We start from the raw sequence: 19692 nt of genomic DNA, 5'->3' as shown, positions 1-19692 counted from the left end.
CAGTATTTTCTCGCACTCACGCAGGAGAAGTTCCCATGGCAAGCGAAGGTTCCAATCATCGCCCCTGGTATACGGACGCATGGCCACTATTGAGCATGGCTCAAGACTACGCAGCTGCCGCGCTAAGCTACACTACCGATGCATGGCAACGCTCGATACTCTACGCCGATGTGATGCGCCAGCGTGGCGATCAGTACCAAGCACACCTGAAGGATGACGCTCCTCACGTGCTCGACTTCCCCTATGAGGTAGTGATATCTGGCCATGAGCTGCCGCGCCCGGTCAACTATGGGCTGGCACGCATTCTGCCGTTAGAGGGTGCTCCCACCGCGCCAAGCACGAGCAAACGCCCCTTCGTCGTGGTTGACCCGCGTGCTGGCCATGGCCCCGGCATCGGCGGCTTTAAGGCCGAAAGCGAGGTTGGCGCCGCTCTCGGCGCAGGACACCCTTGCTATTTTATCGGCTTTGGACCCGACCCTGAGCCCGGTCAGACAATAGAAGACGTGGTGCTCGCCGAAGTCGCTTTCCTCGAGAAAGTCATCGCACTTCACCCGCACAGCGAGGGCAAGCCGGCGGTGGTCGCCAACTGCCAGGCTGGCTGGCAGATATTGATGGCCGCAGCCCTACGCCCCGAGCTATTCGGACCCATCATCGTGGCTGGTACGCCGGTGTCGTACTGGGCTGGCTGGCCAGGCAAGAATCCGATGCGCTACGCTGGCGGTCTGCTCGGCGGCAGTTGGCTAACCGCACTCGCCAGCGATCTGGGCAATGGTCGCTTCGATGGTGCTTACCTGGTTCAGAACTTCGAGAACCTCAATCCAGCTAATACACTATGGGGCAAGCAGTACAATCTGTATGCAAATGCCGACAGTGAGGCGACACGCTACTTGGGCTTCGAAAAATACTGGGGTGGCTACGTATTCCTCAACGATATAGAGATGCAATACATCGTCGACAACCTTTTCATTGGCAATCGGCTGTCAAGTGCCGAACTGATAACCTCCGAAGGTATCCGCCTGGACTTGCGCAATATCCGCTCGCCCATCGTGGTTTTTTGCTCCAACGGCGACAATATCTCGCCGCCGCCGCAGGCACTGGGCTGGATCACAGACCTCTATCGCGATGATGATGAAGTACTCAGCCACGACCAAACCATTGTCTATACCACTCACGATAACATTGGACATCTAGGCATCTTTGTTTCGGGCAGTGTCGGCCGCAAAGAGCACCGCGAATTCACCAACAATATCGACTTAATTGATGTGCTACCCGCCGGTATCTACCAGACGCAGATTCAGGATAAGCGAGAGGATATGCCCCTCGCGGAACTCGTCGAGGGTGACTATCTGCTGTCGATCCAGCGGCGCAGCGTCGAGGATGTGAGCCAGATTGTGCAGGTGGATGCTGAGAGCGACCGCAAATTCGCCGCAGTCAACCAGATATCGCGAATTAACTTAGGACTTTATCGCCAGTTCGTTCAGCCCTGGGTACGTACCTGGACTACTCCCGAATCGGCACGATGGCTGCAGAGCGTACATCCGTTGCGTCTCTCTTACGAACGCTGGTCGAGCCGCAACCCGATGGCTTTGACAGTGGCTGAACATGCACAGAAAATCCGCGCAACACGCCAACCAGTAGCGGCAGACAATCCTTTCCTGCAGTGGCAACAAGCCTATTCCAATACCGTGATCTCTGCGCTGGATCATTGGCGAATACAGCGTGACAACGCCTACGAACAAATATTTAACTTGGTCTATGGGTCCCCGTGGGTGCAAGCGCTGGCCGGGCTGGGCGCCGATGACCATCTCGTGCGTACGCATCCTGGGGTCTCGCCCGAGCATCGTGCTTTCGTCGCTGAGGAAATTGAGCGGTTGCGCGCCGAAATTAACCAGGGGGGCCTGCTTGAAGCCAGTATCCGCGCACTGTTCTACGTCAGCCGCTTTCGCGGCGAAGCCGACGAGCGCCGCTTTAACCTAGCGGCCAGCTTGCAACAGCCAGACTATCTCGTCCACTTAGATATGGCATCATTCCGACAGCTAGCACGTCGTCAGGCCAACCTGATGCGCCTTGATCTTGATGCTGCAACCGCTGCCATCCCGCGACTGCTGGCGGACAGCGCCGCGAACGAGATACGCGATCAGGCGCGGCTTCTTGAGCAGATGCTGACCGCCACGGAAGCATTATTGCCAGAAGAAGAGGCAAGCTTAGCGCAAATGCTGAAGGTGTTCGACGATGCAGCCCATGAACAGGAAGCCATCGTCACAGCAGGTAAACGCAGCCTAGGAAGGTCGAACGAAAATAACACTGCCAAGCCTGGAGAGCCATAACCGCCAAGCTTCGTGCCTGACTTATATTAGAAGTATTCACTTAGGAGTCATCCATGTACACCAAATTGCTGGTACCTATAGACGGCAGCTGCACCTCACTTTTAGCCTTGGCACAGGCAAGCTATTTAGCAAAGCTGACGGGAGCCAGCATCGAGCTACTACATGTGGTTAATGCAATGGAGTACTCCAATGGTTTCGAAAGCCCGCGCGCCTATATAAAAAAAGTCAGACCCTATTTTCTGAAAGTCGGCAATGATCTGCTCGACAACGCTCGGATACAGCTGGAAGCCCAAGAACTCAATGTCACCACAGTACTTGTCGAGGCCGAGGGCAAACGAGTATCAGAACACGTTGCGGATCACGCAGCTAAGTGTCAGTTCGATCTGATAATTCTAGGCACCCATGGCCGACGTGGCATGCAACGACTTCTCCTCGGCAGCGACGCCGAGCAAGTGGCACGTATTGCGCCGGTGCCCGTCATGCTGGTCAGAGACGTAAACACACAAGCAATTTCTCGTACTCTAGACAAAGAAATGATAAAAGGTGCCGCATTAAAGCAACCAACTGATGAGTAACTGCACCTTGCCTTCCTCTCCTACTAAACAAGCTCGCAAACATCGCCGACTCCCCCCCGATGTGCGTATAGAGCAGATCCTCTGTGCGGCTTTGTACGAGTTTTCGCAACACGGGTTCGCCTCTGCCCGCATGGAGGATATTGCTCAGCGGGCGGAACTCTCGAAAGGCGGCCTCTATGCTCACTTCAAGAGCAAGGAATCGATATTTGAAGCACTACTATTAAAACGCCTGACACCAAGGTTCAACAATCAGCAGTGGGTGCTCAGCGGCGGCGACTCCCTGAGCGAAGCTATCGAATCCTTTATTGATCACCTCTATAGCCAACTGAGTGATCCAGATGTCATAGCTATGCTGAAGCTGCTGATGACGGAAAGCCGACGCATCCCTCATCTTGTTGATTTTTGGCGCAGGGAGGTAATTGACAAATACCTCGCAGAACAACAGGCCATTTTGAAAACTGCAGCCGATAAAGGGCATCTTCGTCACAGCGCCTTCCTTGAAGACGCAGCGCTGCTAATGGCACCAGCGCTATATGGTGCCATTTGGCAAATGATTTTTGATGAAGCGACTGCCGCCGCCACCGTTGGCTCGCTGCGCCGAGCCCATTTGCGAATGCTGCATGAATTCTTAGCACCATGATCAACTGATGGTTGACTCCCAAATCACCGTTAACTGTAGGTAAAGTTCATTCACTAAAAATCGCCCCGAAAGCGCCACATGACCTATCAATAAGGTGTCGTTGTGAAACCAGCTAAGCTTATCACCTTACTCAACACGCTACTTATTATCCTAATAGTGAATGGTTGTGCCATGGTTGGCGTCTCTTCGCTTAGCCCTGGTGAGTATATCGCGCTTAAACGCGGAGACCTGCTTACCAGTGGCGAGCTAAGCGCAGCTACCCAGGAAACCATCAAAGTTATCGGGCTGGATGAAGGGAGATGCCGTGAGCACTCCCAAAACTGTGTAGATATATTATCCAGCACCGCTGGCATAGCTGAAGAACGCAGACTTTCCGCACTGGCAGAGCTGTGGCTTCAAGAAGCGATGTCAAAAGCAGGATCATCAAGTGATATCCCGAGTACCGAGGCTGACATTTACGCTTGGATTGAGGTTGCCAGACATGCTTATGCTTACTTGTTTTTCTCCGAACGATCTCCTGGGGAACGCGCCTTCGAAGATCGTCAGATACAAGTACGCGACTATTATAACTATTCAGTTCAACAGATTGTTTCAGGGCTTTTTCAACAGAATCTCTCAGCCATTGAAGATAAAAGCCGCTCCTATTCTTTGGATACGCCTAGGCTTTCTGGCTGGAAGGTTACAACCGATCTCACCGGCGTACGCTTCGCCGGCGACATCGACTTACCCGAGAACCTAGTTCCAGCATCTTCACTGGTCTTTTCCGGCTTGCGTAGCACTTATCGCCGTGACGGCTTTGGTGCCGAACTGGTCGCGGTATTAGACGATAGCCTCGCGCTTCATCGCGCTCGACCTTATAGCGAAATGCCTTTTCCGGCACTCACCGCACTAATCCATTTTTCCGGTGAGGATTTGGCTCAGGTGCTATCGACTCAATCACTAGAGGTGATCGTAAGAGACCCCTACCAAGACGACAGCATACAGTTGCATGGGCAACAGATTCCCCTAGCCGCAAATTTCACTGCGGGCTATGGACTATGGCTGGCGCATTCAGGCCATACGCTCTCTGCTAGGCCACAGCCAAGGTATCAACCGACCACACCTTTATATGATGCAGCCCTTCGATCCTGAGCGACGCATCATCCTCATGCTGCATGGCCTTGGCAGTAGTCCCGAAGCCTGGGTAAATGTAGCTAATGAAGTGCTGGGCGATGAGAGCCTGCGGCAACATTTTCAGGTATGGCAAATCTACTACCCTACCAATATGCCACTGTCGATTAATCATACGGCGATACGACGCACTGTGAATGAAACACTACTGGAACTTGATCCCACCACAGAAACGCTGGCTTCACAAGGTATCGTTCTAATTGGCCATAGCATGGGGGGTGTATTGGCACGCCTGATGGTCTCTTCTAGCCAAGGTAGGTTGTGGAGCGAATTCGTGGAACAACGCCAATTGCCAAAGGCACATAGGCAACTCGCCCAACAACGCCTAGCTCCCCTACTACGTTTCGAATCGCTACCAGAGATAAAACGAGCAATTTTCATCGCAGCACCACATCGCGGCACACCGGTGGCCGGTAATCGTCTAGGGAGAGCAGTCTCTCGTTTCGTTCGTCTACCACTCACCTTGCTGGAAGAGTTCGACGATGTCATCAGGGCTCTGGCTAATACTGACGCCGAATCAGATGGGGCATACCTGCGCCTTCCCAACAGTATCGATAATTTGAGTGAGGCAGATCCGTTCATTAGAGCAACGGCCAATCTGCCTATCTCCCCTCAAGTTCACTACCATTCTATCATTGCCCAGCGTGACACCAGTGTACCGTTAGAGGTTTCAGATGATGGGATAGTGCCGTACGCCAGCGCACATTTGCCGGGAGCCATATCAGAAAAAGTGTTTATCGCTGGGCACAGCGTCCAGGAAACGGCCCAAGCGATTCTGGAAATCAGGCGTATCTTGCATCAAGACCTAACCGAATATAGTAATTGAAATTCAACCCAGCTGCGTCTTACCACCACTGCCTAGTGCTCTGCGCAGATAAGCAATGATGACAGGTATAAAAGAACGGGCGGAGAAATTTCGCCACAAAAGCAGAGTACTGTACCAGGAGGCGTGAGCTGAGCACACCTCCTACTGAAGAACAGCCTTGCTGCTGAACATCAATCTTAGCTTTGAACCTCAGGAGACCTCAAGCGCCACTTTCAATACGCCGTCTCGCTGGTGGGCGAAGAGATCGTAGGCTTCGACGATATTCTCCAGCGCATAGCGGTGGGTGACCATGGGCCCAAGATCCAACCGACCGGCGTCGATGATGCTCATCAGCCTGCGCATGCGCTCTTTACCACCGGGGCATAGCGAAGTGATAATCTTATGGTCGCCGAGGCCAGCACAGAAAGCGCTCAGCGGAATCGTTAGGTCTTGGGAGTAAACGCCCAGGCTGGAGAGCGTTCCGCCGGGTTTTAACACCCGCAGGGCGGATTCAAAGGTCTGTTGCAGGCCAAGCGCTTCAATCGCGGAGTCGACGCCGCGCCCGCCGGTGAGCTTGAGAATTTCCTCGACCACATCCACCTTGCGGAAATCCAGCGTTACGTCCGCGCCCATCTGCTTGGCCATGGCCAAACGCTCATCAACCCCGTCTACCGCAATGATCATCCCGGCCCCACGCAGCCGCGCCCCCGCCGTGGCGCATAGGCCAATCGGCCCTTGGGCGAAGACCACCACCGTGTCGCCGATTTTGATACCGGCGGCTTCGGCACCGGCAAAACCGGTGGACATAATGTCCGGGCACATCAGCACCTGTTCGTCGGTTAGGCCATCCGGCACTGGCGATAGGTTAGCCTGGGCATCCGGTACCAGCAGGTACTCGGCCTGGGCACCATCGATGGTGTTACCAAAGCGCCAGCCGCCCATCGGTTTATACCCGTGGCCGTGGTGGCCGCCATCTTGTGAGCAGCAATCATCCTGGCAGGCGTAAGAAGTAAAGCTGGGGCAAATGGCGCCAGCAATTACCCGCTGGCCTTCCTGGTAGCCTTTTACGTTGGCCCCCAGTTTTTCGATCACGCCCACGGGTTCATGGCCAATGGTCAGGCCACGCTCCACCGGGTACTCACCTTTCAGGATATGGATATCGGTGCCGCAGATCGTGGTGGTGGTCACGCGCATCAGGGCATCGTTGGGGCCAATCTCGGGGATGGGTTTATCGTCAATTTCGATACGGCCGGGTTCAACGAAGATGGCCGCTTTCATCATGGTAGGCATGGGTCGCTTCCTCAGTGAGGGGAGTCAATGGCACCTCACCATTAAGGCATAGTTGGAAGCGGAAATGATTGCGCTAGATCAAGCTTCGAATTGACGTGAGGCAAGTTGCCAAGCGCCCATCCGCTCTAGACTTAAGTAGCCACTCAAGCACTGCTTTATTGCCTGTGAGCGTACCGCAGCCACCTACTTACTATAGGGTTCCACGATGCCGACGCTACCTTTCAAGCCCTTGCCAACCGCTATTGCGGTGGCGATCACTCTACTGATATGGCTGGCTATTCCACTGCCGGAGGGTCTCACTTCGGACGCTTGGCTGATGCTGGCAATTTTCGTGGGGACGATTGCCGCGATTATTGGTAAGGCAATGCCCATAGGGGCCATCTCAATTATTGCCATTGCGATTGTGGCGGCGAGCGGGGTGACCAGCGACAACCCAGGTACCGCCATTAACGATGCTTTAAGCAGCTACTCCAACTCGCTGATCTGGTTAATTGCCATCTCGATTATGATCTCTCGGGGGCTAATCAAGACAGGGCTAGGAGCCCGCATCGGTTACTATTTTATCTCCATCTTCGGCAAGAAGACGCTGGGGATCGGCTATAGTTTGGCGTTTTCAGAGCTTTGCATTGCACCGGTTACTCCCAGCAATACCGCTCGCGGCGGCGGAATCATGCACCCCATCATGCGCTCTATTGCTAAAGGTTTTGACTCACGGCCGGAAGACGGCACTTCGAGCAAAATCGGCAAATATTTGGCACTGGTGAACTATCACAGCAACCCGATTACTTCAGCAATGTTTGTCACTGCCACTGCTCCCAACCCACTGACCGTGGAGCTAATTTCCATCGCTACAGGGGCGGAAATCCAACTGAGCTGGATGACCTGGGCGCTCGCCATGCTACTTCCTGGTTTGGTCGCCATTCTGGCCATGCCCTATATTCTTTACCTGCTTTATCCACCGGACATTAAACAGACTCCACACGCCACGCAGATGGCACGGGACAAACTTGCCGAAATGGGGAAGATCAGCCGGGATGAAGGCATTATGCTGTTTGTCTTCTTGGTACTATTGCTGCTGTGGGCAGATATACCGGCGCTATTTATGGGCGACTCGGTCACCCTCAATACCACCACCTCCGCGTTTATTGGGCTATCGATACTGCTGCTGACCGGCGTATTAACCTGGGATGATGTACTGGCAGAAAAGAACGCTTGGGATACCCTGCTCTGGTTCGGCGCCCTAATTATGATGGCGACCCAGCTCAACCAGACGGGCTTGATCGATTGGTTTTCCACCAATATGCAAGACTGGATCACCATGATGGGCATCGGCTGGATGGGAGCATCGGCCTTGCTAGTGCTGACTTTCCTCTACACTCACTACTTCTTTGCCAGCACCACCGCACATATTACTGCCATGATGGCGGCTTTTCTTACCGTTGGGTTAACACTCGGCGCACCGCCCATGCCGTTTGTGCTTATCATGGCCGCCACCTCCTCCATCATGATGACCTTAACTCACTACGCCACTGGCACGTCGCCCGTCATTTTTGGGTCGGGCTACCTAACGCTGGGCGAGTGGTGGAAAGCGGGCTTTATTATGAGCGTGGTCAATCTTGTGATCTGGGTAGTTGTCGGCGGTTTGTGGTGGAAATTACTGGGTCACTACTAAGGAAGGCTTTCAAAGCTATTGCCCAATGCTTCAGTACTGAAGGTGAGATACAGTAATTTCCGAGCTCATAAACACCAACAGGGGGCCGAAGCCCCCTGTTGGTATCAGTATTCCATAACTAGCACTAGCGCTGTTTTTTCTGGCTCTCCTTGGCTTCGCCTTTGCCTTTTTGCAGTTCGCCTTTCGCCTGCTGGGCCTTACCTTTGGCTTCTGTTTTATGACTACCCGTCGCCTTGCCCGCGGCTTCTTTCACTTTGCCTGCTGCTTTGTTGCCTGCGCCTTTAGCTTTATCATCTTTACCCGTTGCCATGACGAACACCTCTAATCCGTTAGTAGGGAAAACGCCGTGTGTGAAAGGTGCGAGTAACACGGCTAATCACACGTCGACACATTCATCAGAGTAGCCTTTATTAAAAAAGTTGCGCTAATTAATTTATGGCAAGTTGCTCGCGGGTAAACGCGTAGGCGTCCAGCGGTTAAACGCAAAATGCAAGCAAGCTAAGGTCAGCAGTGTAAGGACCAGAGCAATGCTCATCGAAGAGAAGCGATAGAGGGCGCTATACACCAGGTCCTGCTGCGGGCCCAGCGACTGGCCAAACAGAATCCCCAGGGTGGTCATCCCGCCAAAGCCGATTCCCGAGCCACCGCCTTCATGAATATGCTCCCGAGCGAAGAGCATGAGCCCCAGCCAGTAGAGCAACACCACCAGCAAAAAATGGTGACTTTGGGTATAAAGAAGTAGCTGCATGAGTAGCGCCAAGTTACACCCTAACAACGTTCCTACCGCTCGCTTGGCGGCTGATACTTTCGCTCCAGAGTAGCCCAGCGTAAACAGCACCAGAATGGTGGCCATTTGCGCAGACAGTGAGCCCTGCAAATCGAATACCTGAAACACCACAAATGAGAGCGTGGCAGTTAACCCACCCATTAAGGTTTCATGGCGAATTTGCGAGGATGTTTTGGTAACCCGTGGCGGCGGCTTGCGTGCTTCCACGTCGGGAAACAGCGTATGCATCAGCATGGCAATAAATACCGCCAGACCACTGGCGACGAGATTACAGGCGAGTAAATCGCTCAAGTCCACATTGGTGTAGCTGGCAAAGTGCAGCAAAATACTGAGCGTCAGTACGCCATTGGCGCCAAATAGAAACAGTGGCCCCTTCGCCATCAGGTTAAAGCGAAATAGAAAAATGCCCATTACGGCCAAAGTCATCACTACCGGCATATGCTTGAGCAAGCCCACCACCAGACTAACTTCGAGCACGTTGATCGATATATTAGCTAAAAACTGGCGAATGATATGGCCGTTAAGAATCGGCACCATACCCAGTAAAAACATCGGAAAAACGGTAAAAAACACCCCGTAGTTCCACCCCATCAATTGGCTGACCACAAATCCTAGCAAGCCACCCCCGGCGACTCTAAAGCACTGACGCAGGCCATTCTTTGAGAGTTCGGGCTTGCGCTTAGTTGTCGCTACGCTCGAAGACCGCAATCTGGGAAGCCTATTTTTTATAGACCTAGAACTGATTTTAATAAACATAGTGCAGCCAACTGATCAGATGCGCCTGTAACCACACAAATGGCTTCGCCAAGGCAGTATCACCGGGCTGAAGCTGCACCGTGGCGCGTGCACCGCTGGGTAATAAATTCACGATTGGCTGGGTAAGCGCTAGGTGTACGCGCATACGCTGGGCATCGCGTACCCAGCGGTCGGTGGTGGAAATATCGGCGAGCTGACCATTGGCGGCCAACTGCCCTTCGAGAACACCGGCCTCCATGGCAAGCACTTGCGCATCAAATACCTGACCCGGCCAGGCATCAAACACCACTTGCGCGGCATCGCTGGGAGCCACATGGCGCAGGCTTTTTTCACGAAAATCAGCAATGATATCTATCCCATCCGCCACTACCGCTACCGCTGGCTGCCCCGCCTGAACGAAGTCACCTACACCTAGCTGCAGATTGGCAACCCGCCCGGCTTGCGCGGCGCGCACCTGGGTATGGGCAAGATCCAACTGTGCCTGCGAGAGCGCATTATCTGCTTGACGCAAACGCAGGTTTGTCTCACCAGCATCGCCCAACTGCACTTCCAGGCTGACAATTTTAGCTCTGGCTGCCGCTACGCCAGCCTGTGCGGTGCGCTCAGCAGCCACCTGCTGTTCGTACTGTTGGCGGGATACACTCTGCTGCACCACTAGGGTTTCGGCGCGATGAAGTTCACCCTGCCGCTCGGCGGCCGTGGCCTCAGCGGAGGCCAGCTCCGCTTGGGCAGAGGTTAGCTCTGCTTCCAACTGGGCATTCTCCAGTTCGGCCTGCTCGCGATTAAGCTGAGCCTGTTCAACGGCTAAGCGAAACGGCGCCGGGTCGATCCGAAACAACACATCACCTTTGGCTACATGCTGGTGATCACTCACCAACACCTCGCTTACTGGGCCACTGAGCTCTGGCGCTATACGTGTTACCGGCCGCATCACCCTCGCCTCCGGCGTCATGGGCATAAAGCTATCGGCCACCAGAAAATAGATAAAAAGTAGTAAAAAAGCAGCTATAGCTAGCTTTACCCAGCGGGCAAATGTTTGATCAGGGGTCATGCAGAGCTCACTTGTTAGTCACCAGGCAACCACCTGGCCAGCGCCTCTCAACGGGCACGTATCGTATAGGGAATAGCACGAAAGACTTTAGTCTAACTATTAATTAGCACGCTAACAATATGCTTATTAAATGACGACAATAAAAAACCCCATAACCAATTGGCCACAGGGCTTTATATTGAATAAATCACACGAAGATGATTACCGCCCCTTGGATAAACTCAGCACGACAATACCGCTTACGACGACTGCCCCACCCACCAACTGGCCAGGGCTAAGCATTTGCCCCAATACAAAGTAACCGAGCACCAGGGAGGCAACCGGCTCGATATTCATCACCGGCGCATTGCGCGCCATATCCAGCCGCGGCACAAAAATAAACAGTGTTGAAAACGCCGAACCATACAGTAGACCGAGAAGCGTCAGACCCAGCCAGCCGGTACTGTTATCAGGCAGGCTCATTCCCCCAGGCACCACACCGGCGATGCCACCAATGAGCATCACTATAAACACCGTTTGCATGGTCAGCAGGCTGCGCAGAGTACTGCCGACCCCGGCGAGGCGGTGCTCAGTGACCCACAGCGCGCAGGCAAATACGAAGGCCGCCAATAGCCCAAACCCAATGCCTGCTATCCAACCCGGCCCCATTCCATCGGCGCTGGCAATCCATGAGGGAATATCCAGCACCACCAGTAAGCCGATTAAAATCGTGCCCATAATCAGGCAGCTACGCAGCGTTGGGCGCGGACCACCCAGCGCCCAACTGAGCAGGGCCAATTGAATCGGGAAGGTATTCACCAGCAGTAGCGCAATCACCACCGGCAGCCTTGCCACTGCCGAGTATAAACTGACGCTTTGAACCGCAATCAGCAGCCCCACCGAGAGCTGCCACGGCCATGAGCCAGCGGGCAGCCATAGGCGCTTTCGCTGCACGATGACCAGCGCTAGCAGGATTAGGCAAGCCACTCCTGAACGGGTTAAAACGGCTAGCAGCAGCCCCGTGCCATTATCAAACGCTAAGCGCGCCGACACGTGGTTAGCGGCGAACATAGTGGCGACGGTCATCATTAGCAAAATCGCTAAATGACGCGGCAATAGTTTGGGCAATGGGGATGCTGACATAGGAACGGTATGGCTCGTTAGAAGGTCTAGAGTGGGTGTAAGTAGATAGGTAAAGAATCCAGCATGCCAAGCTTTTGCATAGAAGGCTAACGAAATACTGGCGCTGCTTTTCCGCAGCGCAGCATGTTAAACTAAAGTCTACCCATTTGCTCACTAACCTCCTAGTGGAAAGGTTTTTATGAACGCACCGGTGCTGGTCATTAACTGCGGCTCTTCTTCTATCAAATACGCGCTGATTGATGCTGATCCTCAGGCACCGCGACTTGAGGGCATAGCAGAGCGCCTAGGTAGCGAGGAGGCGCGTTTAAAAGGCAAAAACAGCGCAGGGGAACGTTTTAATCAGCCACTTCCAGGCGCTGACCATACCCAAGCACTGAATGCCATACTTGAGCGCATGGAGGGTCGCCTGCCAGCGGCGGTGGGCCATCGCATCGTGCATGGTGGTGAGCACTTCACCCAAGCCGCCCTTATTGACGACAATGTTATCGCGGCTATCCAAACCACCGCAGCGCTTGCCCCACTGCACAACCCAGCGAATTTAGCGGGTATTGCGGCGACCCGAAATGTTTTTCCTGAGTTGCCCCAGGTGGCAGTGTTTGATACCGCTTTCCACCAAACCATGCCGCCGCGAGCGTACCGTTACGCCCTACCTGAAAGCCTCTATGCTGAGCATGGCATTCGCCGCTATGGCTTTCATGGCACCAGCCACGCTTACGTTAGCCAGCGCGCAGGCGAGTTGAGCGGCCGCGATGCAGGCGGCTGGCTGACCGCCCACCTTGGCAATGGCTGCTCCACCAGCGCGGTTTGGAACAATCAAAGCCAGGATACCAGCATGGGCCTGACGCCACTGGAAGGCTTGGTGATGGGCACCCGCAGTGGCGACGTTGACCCCGGCCTGCACGCCCATCTGCACCGCCAACTGGGCTGGTCGTTAGACAAAATTGACAACGTGCTCAATAAAGAGAGCGGCCTACTGGGACTGTCAGGCTTGACCAACGATATGCGCGAAGTTGAAGAGGCTGCTGAACAGGGGCACACCGCTGCGCAGTTGGCGGTGGAAGTATTCTGCTACCGGATTGCTAAATCGCTGGCGGCGCTCTCCTGCGCACTGCCCCAGCTTGATGGGATTATTTTCACCGGTGGCATCGGTGAGAACTCGCCTATTGTGCGTCGCCGTGTGCTGTCGCTTATGCCCCACTTTGGCTTTGCCTTGGATAACGACGCGAACGAAGCGACTATCCGTGGCAAAGAGGGCAAGTTGGATAGCGCTGGTCACCAAGGCCCCCAGGTGTGGGTGATTCCTACCGATGAAGAGGGGCGTATTGCCATGGAAACTCGTCACTGCTTGGAGTCAAATGCATGACGCTTCCCCCCGAACAGCCACAAGCTATTCTACTAGTGCCCACCAGCCAGGGCGTCGGGCTTACTTCGGCCTGCCTGGGGTTGATTCAAGCGCTGGATACCATCGGCCTCAAAGCCGGTTTTTTAAAGCCGTTTATGCAGAACGAGCTGAACGGCCCAGGTTTGGATCGCTCAACCGCGTTGGTTTCCCGGGCACTTAACCAGCGCCCGCCGTCGCCGATTTCCCAGGCACGCCTGGAGCGTTTGCTGCGCGACGACCAAACCGATGAGCTAATGGAGAACGCCGTCGAACTCTATGAGCAAGTCGTTCAGCAGGCCCACCGCGATGGCAGCACCCTAGACTTAGTCGTGGTAGAGGGCGTAGTACCCACCCAGCACACTACCTACGCCACCCAAACTAACGCACAGCTCGCCAACGCGCTTAATGCGCGAATTATTCTCGTCGGCACCGGTGATTTAAACGAGCCCCAGGCGCTGGCCGAACAGCTTGATATGCACGCCCGCAGCTTTGGTGGGGTTAGCTCCAGCCGCACCCTGGGCGGCATTTTGATGCGCATGAAGAACCTGCCCTACGCCCAGGAAGACGATCTTTCTGCCGCGCCGGGCACCTTCAAACCGCAGTTGGAAGAGTCGGTGCTGGCTGAGCTACGTCAATACTCCCCTGCCCTGGCAACCGATAAATTCCACCTGATTGGCGTGGTGCCTTACAGCAAAACGCTTAGCGCCCCGCGCACCCTGGATGTGGCCCGCGCGCTTAACGCCAAGCTGCTCAACGAAGGCGAGGCGGCCAGCCGCCGGGTACTCTCCACCAGCCTCTGCGCCCGCAGTGCGGCCAACGCGCTGCATATTTTTACCCCTGGTAGCCTGGTAGTGGCCTCCGGCGACCGTGACGATGTGGTTCTGGCCTCGGCGCTCGCGACCATGAACGGCATTCAGCTAGCGGGCGTACTGTTGACCAACGGCTTTATGCCTAACGACAACATGATCGAGATGTGCCGCCCAGCGCTCAAAACGGGTCTGCCGGTATTGGCGGTAGAGACTGACAGCCTGACCACGGCCCAGAACTTGAGCCAGTTAAGCAGCGAAATCCCCATGGACGATTTCGAGCGCGCTGAACAGGTGGCCCGTTATGTGGCGGCTCATATCGATCTTGAGTGGCTGAAATCCCGCCTAAGCCGCGGTTATACCCGTCGCCTGTCGCCGTCGGCGTTTCGCCACCAGTTGGTTAAACTTGCCCAGGCGGCTAAAAAGCGCGTAGTACTGCCGGAAGGGGATGAGCCACGCACCGTCGAAGCGGCCATCATCTGCCAGCGCCGCGGCATTGCCGACTGCGTACTGCTGGGCAAGCGTGACGATATTGAAAGCGTTGCTCGCAACCGCGGACTTACTCTGCCCGAAGAGTTAACGATTATTGACCCCGAAAGCAGCCGCGCACGCTATATTGCCCCGATGGTCGAGCGCCGTCGTGGCAAGCTCAACGAGCTAACCGCCGAAGCGCAGTTACAAGACAACGTGGTGCTCGGCACCATGATGCTGCAGCTGGATGAAGTCGATGGGCTGGTTTCTGGCGCCCTCAATACCACCGCCAATACCGTGCGGCCAGCGTTTCAGCTGATTAAAACCGCGCCAGAGTATAACCAAGTCTCGTCGATCTTCTTTATGCTGCTGCCCGAACAGGTGGTGGTCTACGGCGACTGCGCAGTGAACCCCGACCCCGATGCTGAAACCCTGGCCGAAATCGCCCTGCAAAGCGCCCGCTCCGCTGAAGCCTTCGGTATCGAGCCACGCGTCGCCATGATCAGCTACTCCACCGGCGACTCCGGCACCGGTGCGGATGTGGATAAAGTCCGCGAAGCCACTCGCATTGCTAAAGAGCGCGCGCCGCACCTGGCCATCGACGGCCCGCTTCAGTACGACGCCGCTGCAATCGAGAGCGTGGGCAAACAGAAAGCCCCCGACTCGCCGGTCGCGGGTAAAGCAACCGTGTTTGTATTCCCCGACCTCAACACCGGCAATACTACTTACAAAGCAGTGCAGCGTAGCGCCCGCGTCATCAGCGTTGGCCCCATGCTGCAAGGCTTAAACAAGCCGGTGAATGATCTTTCCCGCGGCGCACTGGTCGACGATATCGTTTACACCATTGCGCTAACCGCAATTCAGGCCAGCCAGCGGGAAAGCTGAGTAACAGAAACGCTTCCGCCCATAAAAACGCCCCGAGCAGATAACTGCTCGGGGCCTTTTATTAACGACTTAACACTGTGTGAGGCCTAGACCCACATCGGCACCATCGCCTCCAGCACCATGACCAAACTCATCGCGGTGATAGTGAGGATAGAGACCCCAAACACCTTCTTGGCCCAGCGAACATCGTCCTCTAACCGATAGCCGCGCAGTGCCAAGTAGAGCCAGTAGCCCCCCATGGTCAGCGCCACGCAGAGATACCCGGCACCCGCTTGACTGGCCAACCCCAGCGCCAGCGAGGCGGGAATAAACGCCACGATGTAGCCCAGAATATGATGCTTAGCCATTTTGACCCCGCGCACCACCGGCAACACCGGGATCGATGCACGGCGATAATCGGCGTAGCGGAAGATCGCGATGGCATAGGAGTGCGGCATCTGCCATAGGCAGAAGATCACCAGCAGCATAATGGCGCCACTGTCGAACTGCCCCGTAACAGCGCAGTACCCCACCACCGGCGGCATGGCACCCGAAAGGCTGCCAACCAAGGTGCCGTATTCGGAGCGGCGTTTCATATAGAGGCTATAAAGACCCACATATACGCCCCAGCCAATCACCGCCAACGCCACGGTTAACCCGTTGGTTCCCAGCGCCAAGCACACCACCCCCGACACACCCAGCAGCGCCGAAACGCCCAATGCCTGAGTGATGGAAATGCTGCCCCTGACCAGTGGGCGATGGCGCGTACGCGCCATCAGTGCATCAATATCGCGGTCGATAACGTTGTTACACGCACAGCCCGACGCGATGATTAATGCAATCCCCACCATGACCGAAACAAAGCTGAGCCACTCAAACTGCCCCTGCGCGGCCAGAAAATAGCCGCCCAGCGTGGCAATCAGGTTACCGCCGATAATGCCGGGCTTGGTCAGTTCGAGCAGATCCCGCCAACGACTAGGTGCCGTGGTCAGCCGATCATCATGTTGAGATGCAGATGCTGCATGATCCACAGCGAGCCTCCTACCACTAAGACGAGAATCGTCAGTGTGAAGACGAAGGACATCACGTTCCAGCCTTCGTCGGCTTTGGTATTCATGTGCATGAACATGACCAGTTGCACCAGTATCTGCAACACAGCGGTCACGGCCACTACGATGACAGTGGTCAGCACACTAAGTGTGCCACTCATCACCACCCCAAAGGGGATAATGGTCAGTATCAGCGACAATACCAGTCCTGTCACATACGACTTTACGCTGCCATGGTTATTAGTGGGGCTAGTCGGAGAATGACTCATCTCACAGCACTCCCATCAGGTAGACGAATGAGAAGACACAAATCCACACGATATCCAGGAAGTGCCAGAACAGACTTAGGCACAAAATCCTCGGCCGGGTCATGTCGTTCAAGCCTTTGGTTGAGAGCTGAATCAGCATGACCAAAATCCAGATCAAACCAAAGGTAACGTGCAGGCCGTGGGTGCCCACCAGGGTAAAGAACGACGACAAAAAGGCGCTTTTGTCGGGGCCATAGCCTTCATGAATCAGGTGCTGGAATTCGTAAATCTCCATGCCCACGAACGCCGCGCCCAGCACGAACGTAATGGCCAGCCACGCTTTCACCTGACCCAGGCGTTCGGCATTCATCGCCAGCACGCCCATGCCAAAGGTAAAACTACTGAACAACAGCAGGAACGTCTCGACCAGTACAAACGGCAGTTCAAAGATCTCAGCCGCTGTGGGCCCACCGGCCGTGCCTTTCATCAACACGGCGTAGGTGGCGAAGAGTGACCCGAAGATCACCAAATCGCTCATTAAGTAAACCCAAAAACCAAACAGCTTGGTTTCTGTGGCATCGTGATGCTCATGATGCACGACCGATCCTTCGTGATGTAACGTATCCGTTGCCATTACGCATTCACCTCCACGTAGCGTTGCTTACCTTCGCGTCCTTCCACTTCGGCAGACGGCTTGTAAGGGTCGGAGTTTTTAACGCGTTGCTGGTGCGCGCGCTCGATGCGCTCTACTTCTTCAGCGGAGACGTAGTAGTCGATATCGTCGTTAAACACCCGCGCCATAAAGCTAACAAAGACACCGATAGCGCCTACCCCGGCCAGCCACCAGATGTGCCATACCAAGGCAAAACCGATAATCAGCGCAAAAAAGCTGATGACAGGGCCAGCAACGGTGTTGCGAGGCATATGAATATCGGTGTAAGGCGCTTCTTCCAGCTCTTCGTTACTGCGCTCTTTCTGCGACCAGAAGCTGTCGATGTCGCCCACTTCCGGCAAACGCGCGAAGTTGTAGAACGGCGCGGGTGAAGAGGTTGACCACTCCAAGGTACGGCCATCCCACGGGTCACCGGTCACATCAGCGTTCAGCTTGCGGTCGCGGATGCTGACCCAGAACTGAATCACGGTGCAGGCGATACCCATCATGATGATCACCGCGCCTACCCAGGCCAGAATCATCCACGGCTGCCATTCAGGGTTCGCGTAAGACTGCATGCGGCGTACGGCACCAAAGAAGGCCAGCACGTAGAGCGGCATAAAGGCGACATAGAAGCCAATGAACCAGCACCAGAATGAACGCTTGCCCCATTTCTCGCTCAGCGTGAAGCCAAACGCTTTGGGGAACCAGAAGGTCAGGCCAGCCATCATGCCGAACACGACACCGCCGATAATGACGTTGTGGAAGTGAGCGATAACAAACAGGCTGTTATGCAGCACAAAGTTAGCGGCTGGCACGGCCAGCATCACACCGGTCATACCGCCCAGCGTAAAGGTGATAATAAAGCCCAGGGTCCAGAGTACCGGCGACGTCAGTTCCAAACTGCCGCGGAACATCGTGAACAGCCAGTTGAAGACTTTCACCCCAGTGGGGATGGCGATGATCATCGTCATAATGCCGAAGAAGGCATTAACGTTAGCGCCCGCCCCCATGGTGAAGAAGTGGTGCAGCCAGACGATAAACGACAGCAGCGTAATCGCAATCGTCGCCCATACCATGGTCATGTAACCAAACAGCCGCTTACGGGCAAACGTCGAAATGACTTCTGAGAACACGCCGAAGGCGGGCAGAATCAGGATATAAACTTCCGGATGGCCCCACGCCCAGATGAGATTGACGTACATCATCATGTTGCCGCCAAAATCATTGGTGAAGAAGTGCATGCCTAAGTAGCGATCCAGCGTCAGCAGCGCAATGGTGGCGGTCAAAATAGGGAACGAGGCGATGATCAACACGTTGGCGCACAGCGATGTCCAAGTGAAGATCGGCATGCGGAACATGGTCATGCCTTTGGTGCGCATCTTCAGAATCGTCACGAAGAAGTTGATACCGGTGAGCGTCGTGCCTATCCCGGATATCTGTAATGCCCATATCCAGTAATCGACCCCCACCCCGGGGCTGAACTCGATCCCCGATAAGGGCGCATAAGCTAGCCAGCCGGTTTTGGCGAACTCCCCCACCACCAGCGAGATATTGACCAAGATCGCGGCGACGGCAAACAGCCAGAAACTCAGGTTATTCAGGAAGGGAAAAGCGACGTCGCGGGCACCAATTTGCAGCGGCACCACCAGGTTCATCAAACCGATGACCATGGGCATAGCGACAAAGAAGATCATGATCACGCCGTGGGCGGTGAAGATCTGATCGTAGTGTTCGGGCGGTAAATAACCCGCGGCGCCCCCGGCGGCCATGGCCTGTTGGGTACGCATCATAATCGCATCCGAGAAGCCGCGTAGCAGCATCACCAACGCAACGATAAAGTACATGATACCGAGCTTTTTGTGGTCAACCGAGGTAAACCACTCGTTCCACAGCCAGCCCCATTTACGGTAATAGGTTATTAAACCAAACAGCGCGATCCCACCAATGGCCATAAAGGCCGCGACCACCATAATGATCGGTTCGTGGTAGGGAATTGACTCTAAACTGAGTTTTCCAAACACGG

The 19692-nt window shown here is 55.0% G+C and carries 17 protein-coding genes; 8 read left to right on the top strand and 9 right to left on the bottom strand.

Annotated elements, in window-relative coordinates:
• Window positions 1-35 precede the first annotated feature (35 nt).
• The 5 genes from V8L71_RS02920 to V8L71_RS02900 all read left to right on the top strand — a co-directional run bounded on the left by V8L71_RS02920 (window position 36) and on the right by V8L71_RS02900 (window position 5538).
• Window positions 36-2327, top strand: coding sequence for a DUF3141 domain-containing protein (locus tag V8L71_RS02920; protein ID WP_336273150.1), 2292 nt, complete (start codon window positions 36-38; stop codon window positions 2325-2327).
• A 53-nt stretch (window positions 2328-2380) separates the two neighbouring features.
• Window positions 2381-2902, top strand: coding sequence for a universal stress protein (locus tag V8L71_RS02915; RefSeq protein WP_041157794.1), 522 nt, complete (start codon window positions 2381-2383; stop codon window positions 2900-2902).
• Window positions 2895-3542 carry a TetR/AcrR family transcriptional regulator gene (locus V8L71_RS02910; RefSeq protein WP_045812156.1) on the top strand — a complete coding sequence of 216 codons (648 nt, stop codon included), beginning with the start codon at window positions 2895-2897 and terminating at the stop codon, window positions 3540-3542. Before V8L71_RS02915 ends, V8L71_RS02910 begins: the two co-directional genes overlap by 8 nt.
• Window positions 3543-3644: 102 nt before the next feature.
• Window positions 3645-4673 carry a hypothetical protein gene (locus tag V8L71_RS02905; protein ID WP_336273149.1) on the top strand — a complete coding sequence of 343 codons (1029 nt, stop codon included), beginning with the start codon at window positions 3645-3647 and terminating at the stop codon, window positions 4671-4673.
• A complete protein-coding gene (locus tag V8L71_RS02900; RefSeq protein WP_336273148.1) occupies window positions 4651-5538 on the top strand; it encodes an esterase/lipase family protein in 888 nt (295 codons plus the stop codon). The genes V8L71_RS02905 and V8L71_RS02900 overlap by 23 nt, the downstream gene beginning before the upstream one ends.
• 189 nt (window positions 5539-5727) lie before the next feature.
• On the opposite strand, the gene V8L71_RS02895 is transcribed toward V8L71_RS02900, so the two are convergent.
• Window positions 5728-6807 (bottom strand): NAD(P)-dependent alcohol dehydrogenase, encoded by a 1080-nt coding sequence (locus V8L71_RS02895; protein ID WP_035559355.1) that lies wholly within the window; start codon window positions 6805-6807, stop codon window positions 5728-5730.
• A gap of 205 nt (window positions 6808-7012) precedes the next feature.
• Here V8L71_RS02895 and V8L71_RS02890 point away from each other — a divergent pair, with 205 nt between their 5' ends.
• Window positions 7013-8479: a DASS family sodium-coupled anion symporter gene (locus V8L71_RS02890; protein WP_041157793.1), complete on the top strand. Its 1467-nt coding sequence runs from the start codon at window positions 7013-7015 to the stop codon at window positions 8477-8479.
• Between the two features lie 124 nt (window positions 8480-8603).
• Here the strand turns inward: V8L71_RS02890 and V8L71_RS02885 are convergent, their stop codons facing one another.
• From V8L71_RS02885 to V8L71_RS02870, 4 genes are all read right to left on the bottom strand, one after another.
• Window positions 8604-8789, bottom strand: a complete 186-nt coding sequence (locus V8L71_RS02885; protein ID WP_336273147.1) for a CsbD family protein — start codon at window positions 8787-8789, stop codon at window positions 8604-8606.
• A gap of 123 nt (window positions 8790-8912) precedes the next feature.
• On the bottom strand, window positions 8913-10022 hold the full coding sequence (locus V8L71_RS02880; RefSeq protein WP_232774705.1) for a DUF2955 domain-containing protein: 1110 nt from the start codon (window positions 10020-10022) through the stop codon (window positions 8913-8915).
• Window positions 10012-11073 carry an HlyD family secretion protein gene (locus V8L71_RS02875; protein ID WP_295712536.1) on the bottom strand — a complete coding sequence of 354 codons (1062 nt, stop codon included), beginning with the start codon at window positions 11071-11073 and terminating at the stop codon, window positions 10012-10014. The genes V8L71_RS02880 and V8L71_RS02875 overlap by 11 nt, the downstream gene beginning before the upstream one ends.
• Before the next feature lie 201 nt (window positions 11074-11274).
• A complete protein-coding gene (locus V8L71_RS02870; RefSeq protein WP_295712533.1) occupies window positions 11275-12195 on the bottom strand; it encodes an EamA family transporter in 921 nt (306 codons plus the stop codon).
• 178 nt (window positions 12196-12373) lie between these two features.
• On the opposite strand from V8L71_RS02870, the gene V8L71_RS02865 reads away from it, so the two are divergent.
• Together V8L71_RS02865 and pta are read left to right on the top strand one after the other, a co-directional pair.
• Window positions 12374-13558, top strand: a complete 1185-nt coding sequence (locus V8L71_RS02865; protein ID WP_101145908.1) for an acetate/propionate family kinase — start codon at window positions 12374-12376, stop codon at window positions 13556-13558.
• Entirely contained in the window at window positions 13555-15738 is a 2184-nt protein-coding gene (gene pta, locus V8L71_RS02860) for a phosphate acetyltransferase (RefSeq protein WP_336273146.1), read from the top strand. The genes V8L71_RS02865 and pta overlap by 4 nt, the downstream gene beginning before the upstream one ends.
• A gap of 86 nt (window positions 15739-15824) precedes the next feature.
• Here the strand turns inward: pta and cyoE are convergent, their stop codons facing one another.
• The 4 genes from cyoE to cyoB are packed head-to-tail and all read right to left on the bottom strand — an operon-like array spanning window position 15825 to window position 19690.
• Entirely contained in the window at window positions 15825-16748 is a 924-nt protein-coding gene (gene cyoE / locus V8L71_RS02855) for a heme o synthase (protein WP_336273145.1), read from the bottom strand.
• A complete protein-coding gene (gene cyoD, locus V8L71_RS02850) occupies window positions 16706-17035 on the bottom strand; it encodes a cytochrome o ubiquinol oxidase subunit IV (RefSeq protein ID WP_035559337.1) in 330 nt (109 codons plus the stop codon). The genes cyoE and cyoD overlap by 43 nt, the downstream gene beginning before the upstream one ends.
• Window position 17036: 1 nt before the next feature.
• Window positions 17037-17648, bottom strand: coding sequence for a cytochrome o ubiquinol oxidase subunit III (cyoC, locus tag V8L71_RS02845; RefSeq protein ID WP_176304701.1), 612 nt, complete (start codon window positions 17646-17648; stop codon window positions 17037-17039).
• Window positions 17648-19690, bottom strand: coding sequence for a cytochrome o ubiquinol oxidase subunit I (gene cyoB, locus V8L71_RS02840; protein ID WP_336273144.1), 2043 nt, complete (start codon window positions 19688-19690; stop codon window positions 17648-17650). Before cyoB ends, cyoC begins: the two co-directional genes overlap by 1 nt.
• Between the last annotated feature and the right edge of the window lie 2 nt (window positions 19691-19692).

Source organism: Vreelandella indica (assembly GCF_037070225.1).
Lineage (GTDB): Bacteria > Pseudomonadota > Gammaproteobacteria > Pseudomonadales > Halomonadaceae > Vreelandella > Vreelandella arctica.
The sequence above is the reverse complement of the archived record's forward strand: the minus strand, read 5'-3'. Positions and strand labels throughout refer to the sequence as shown.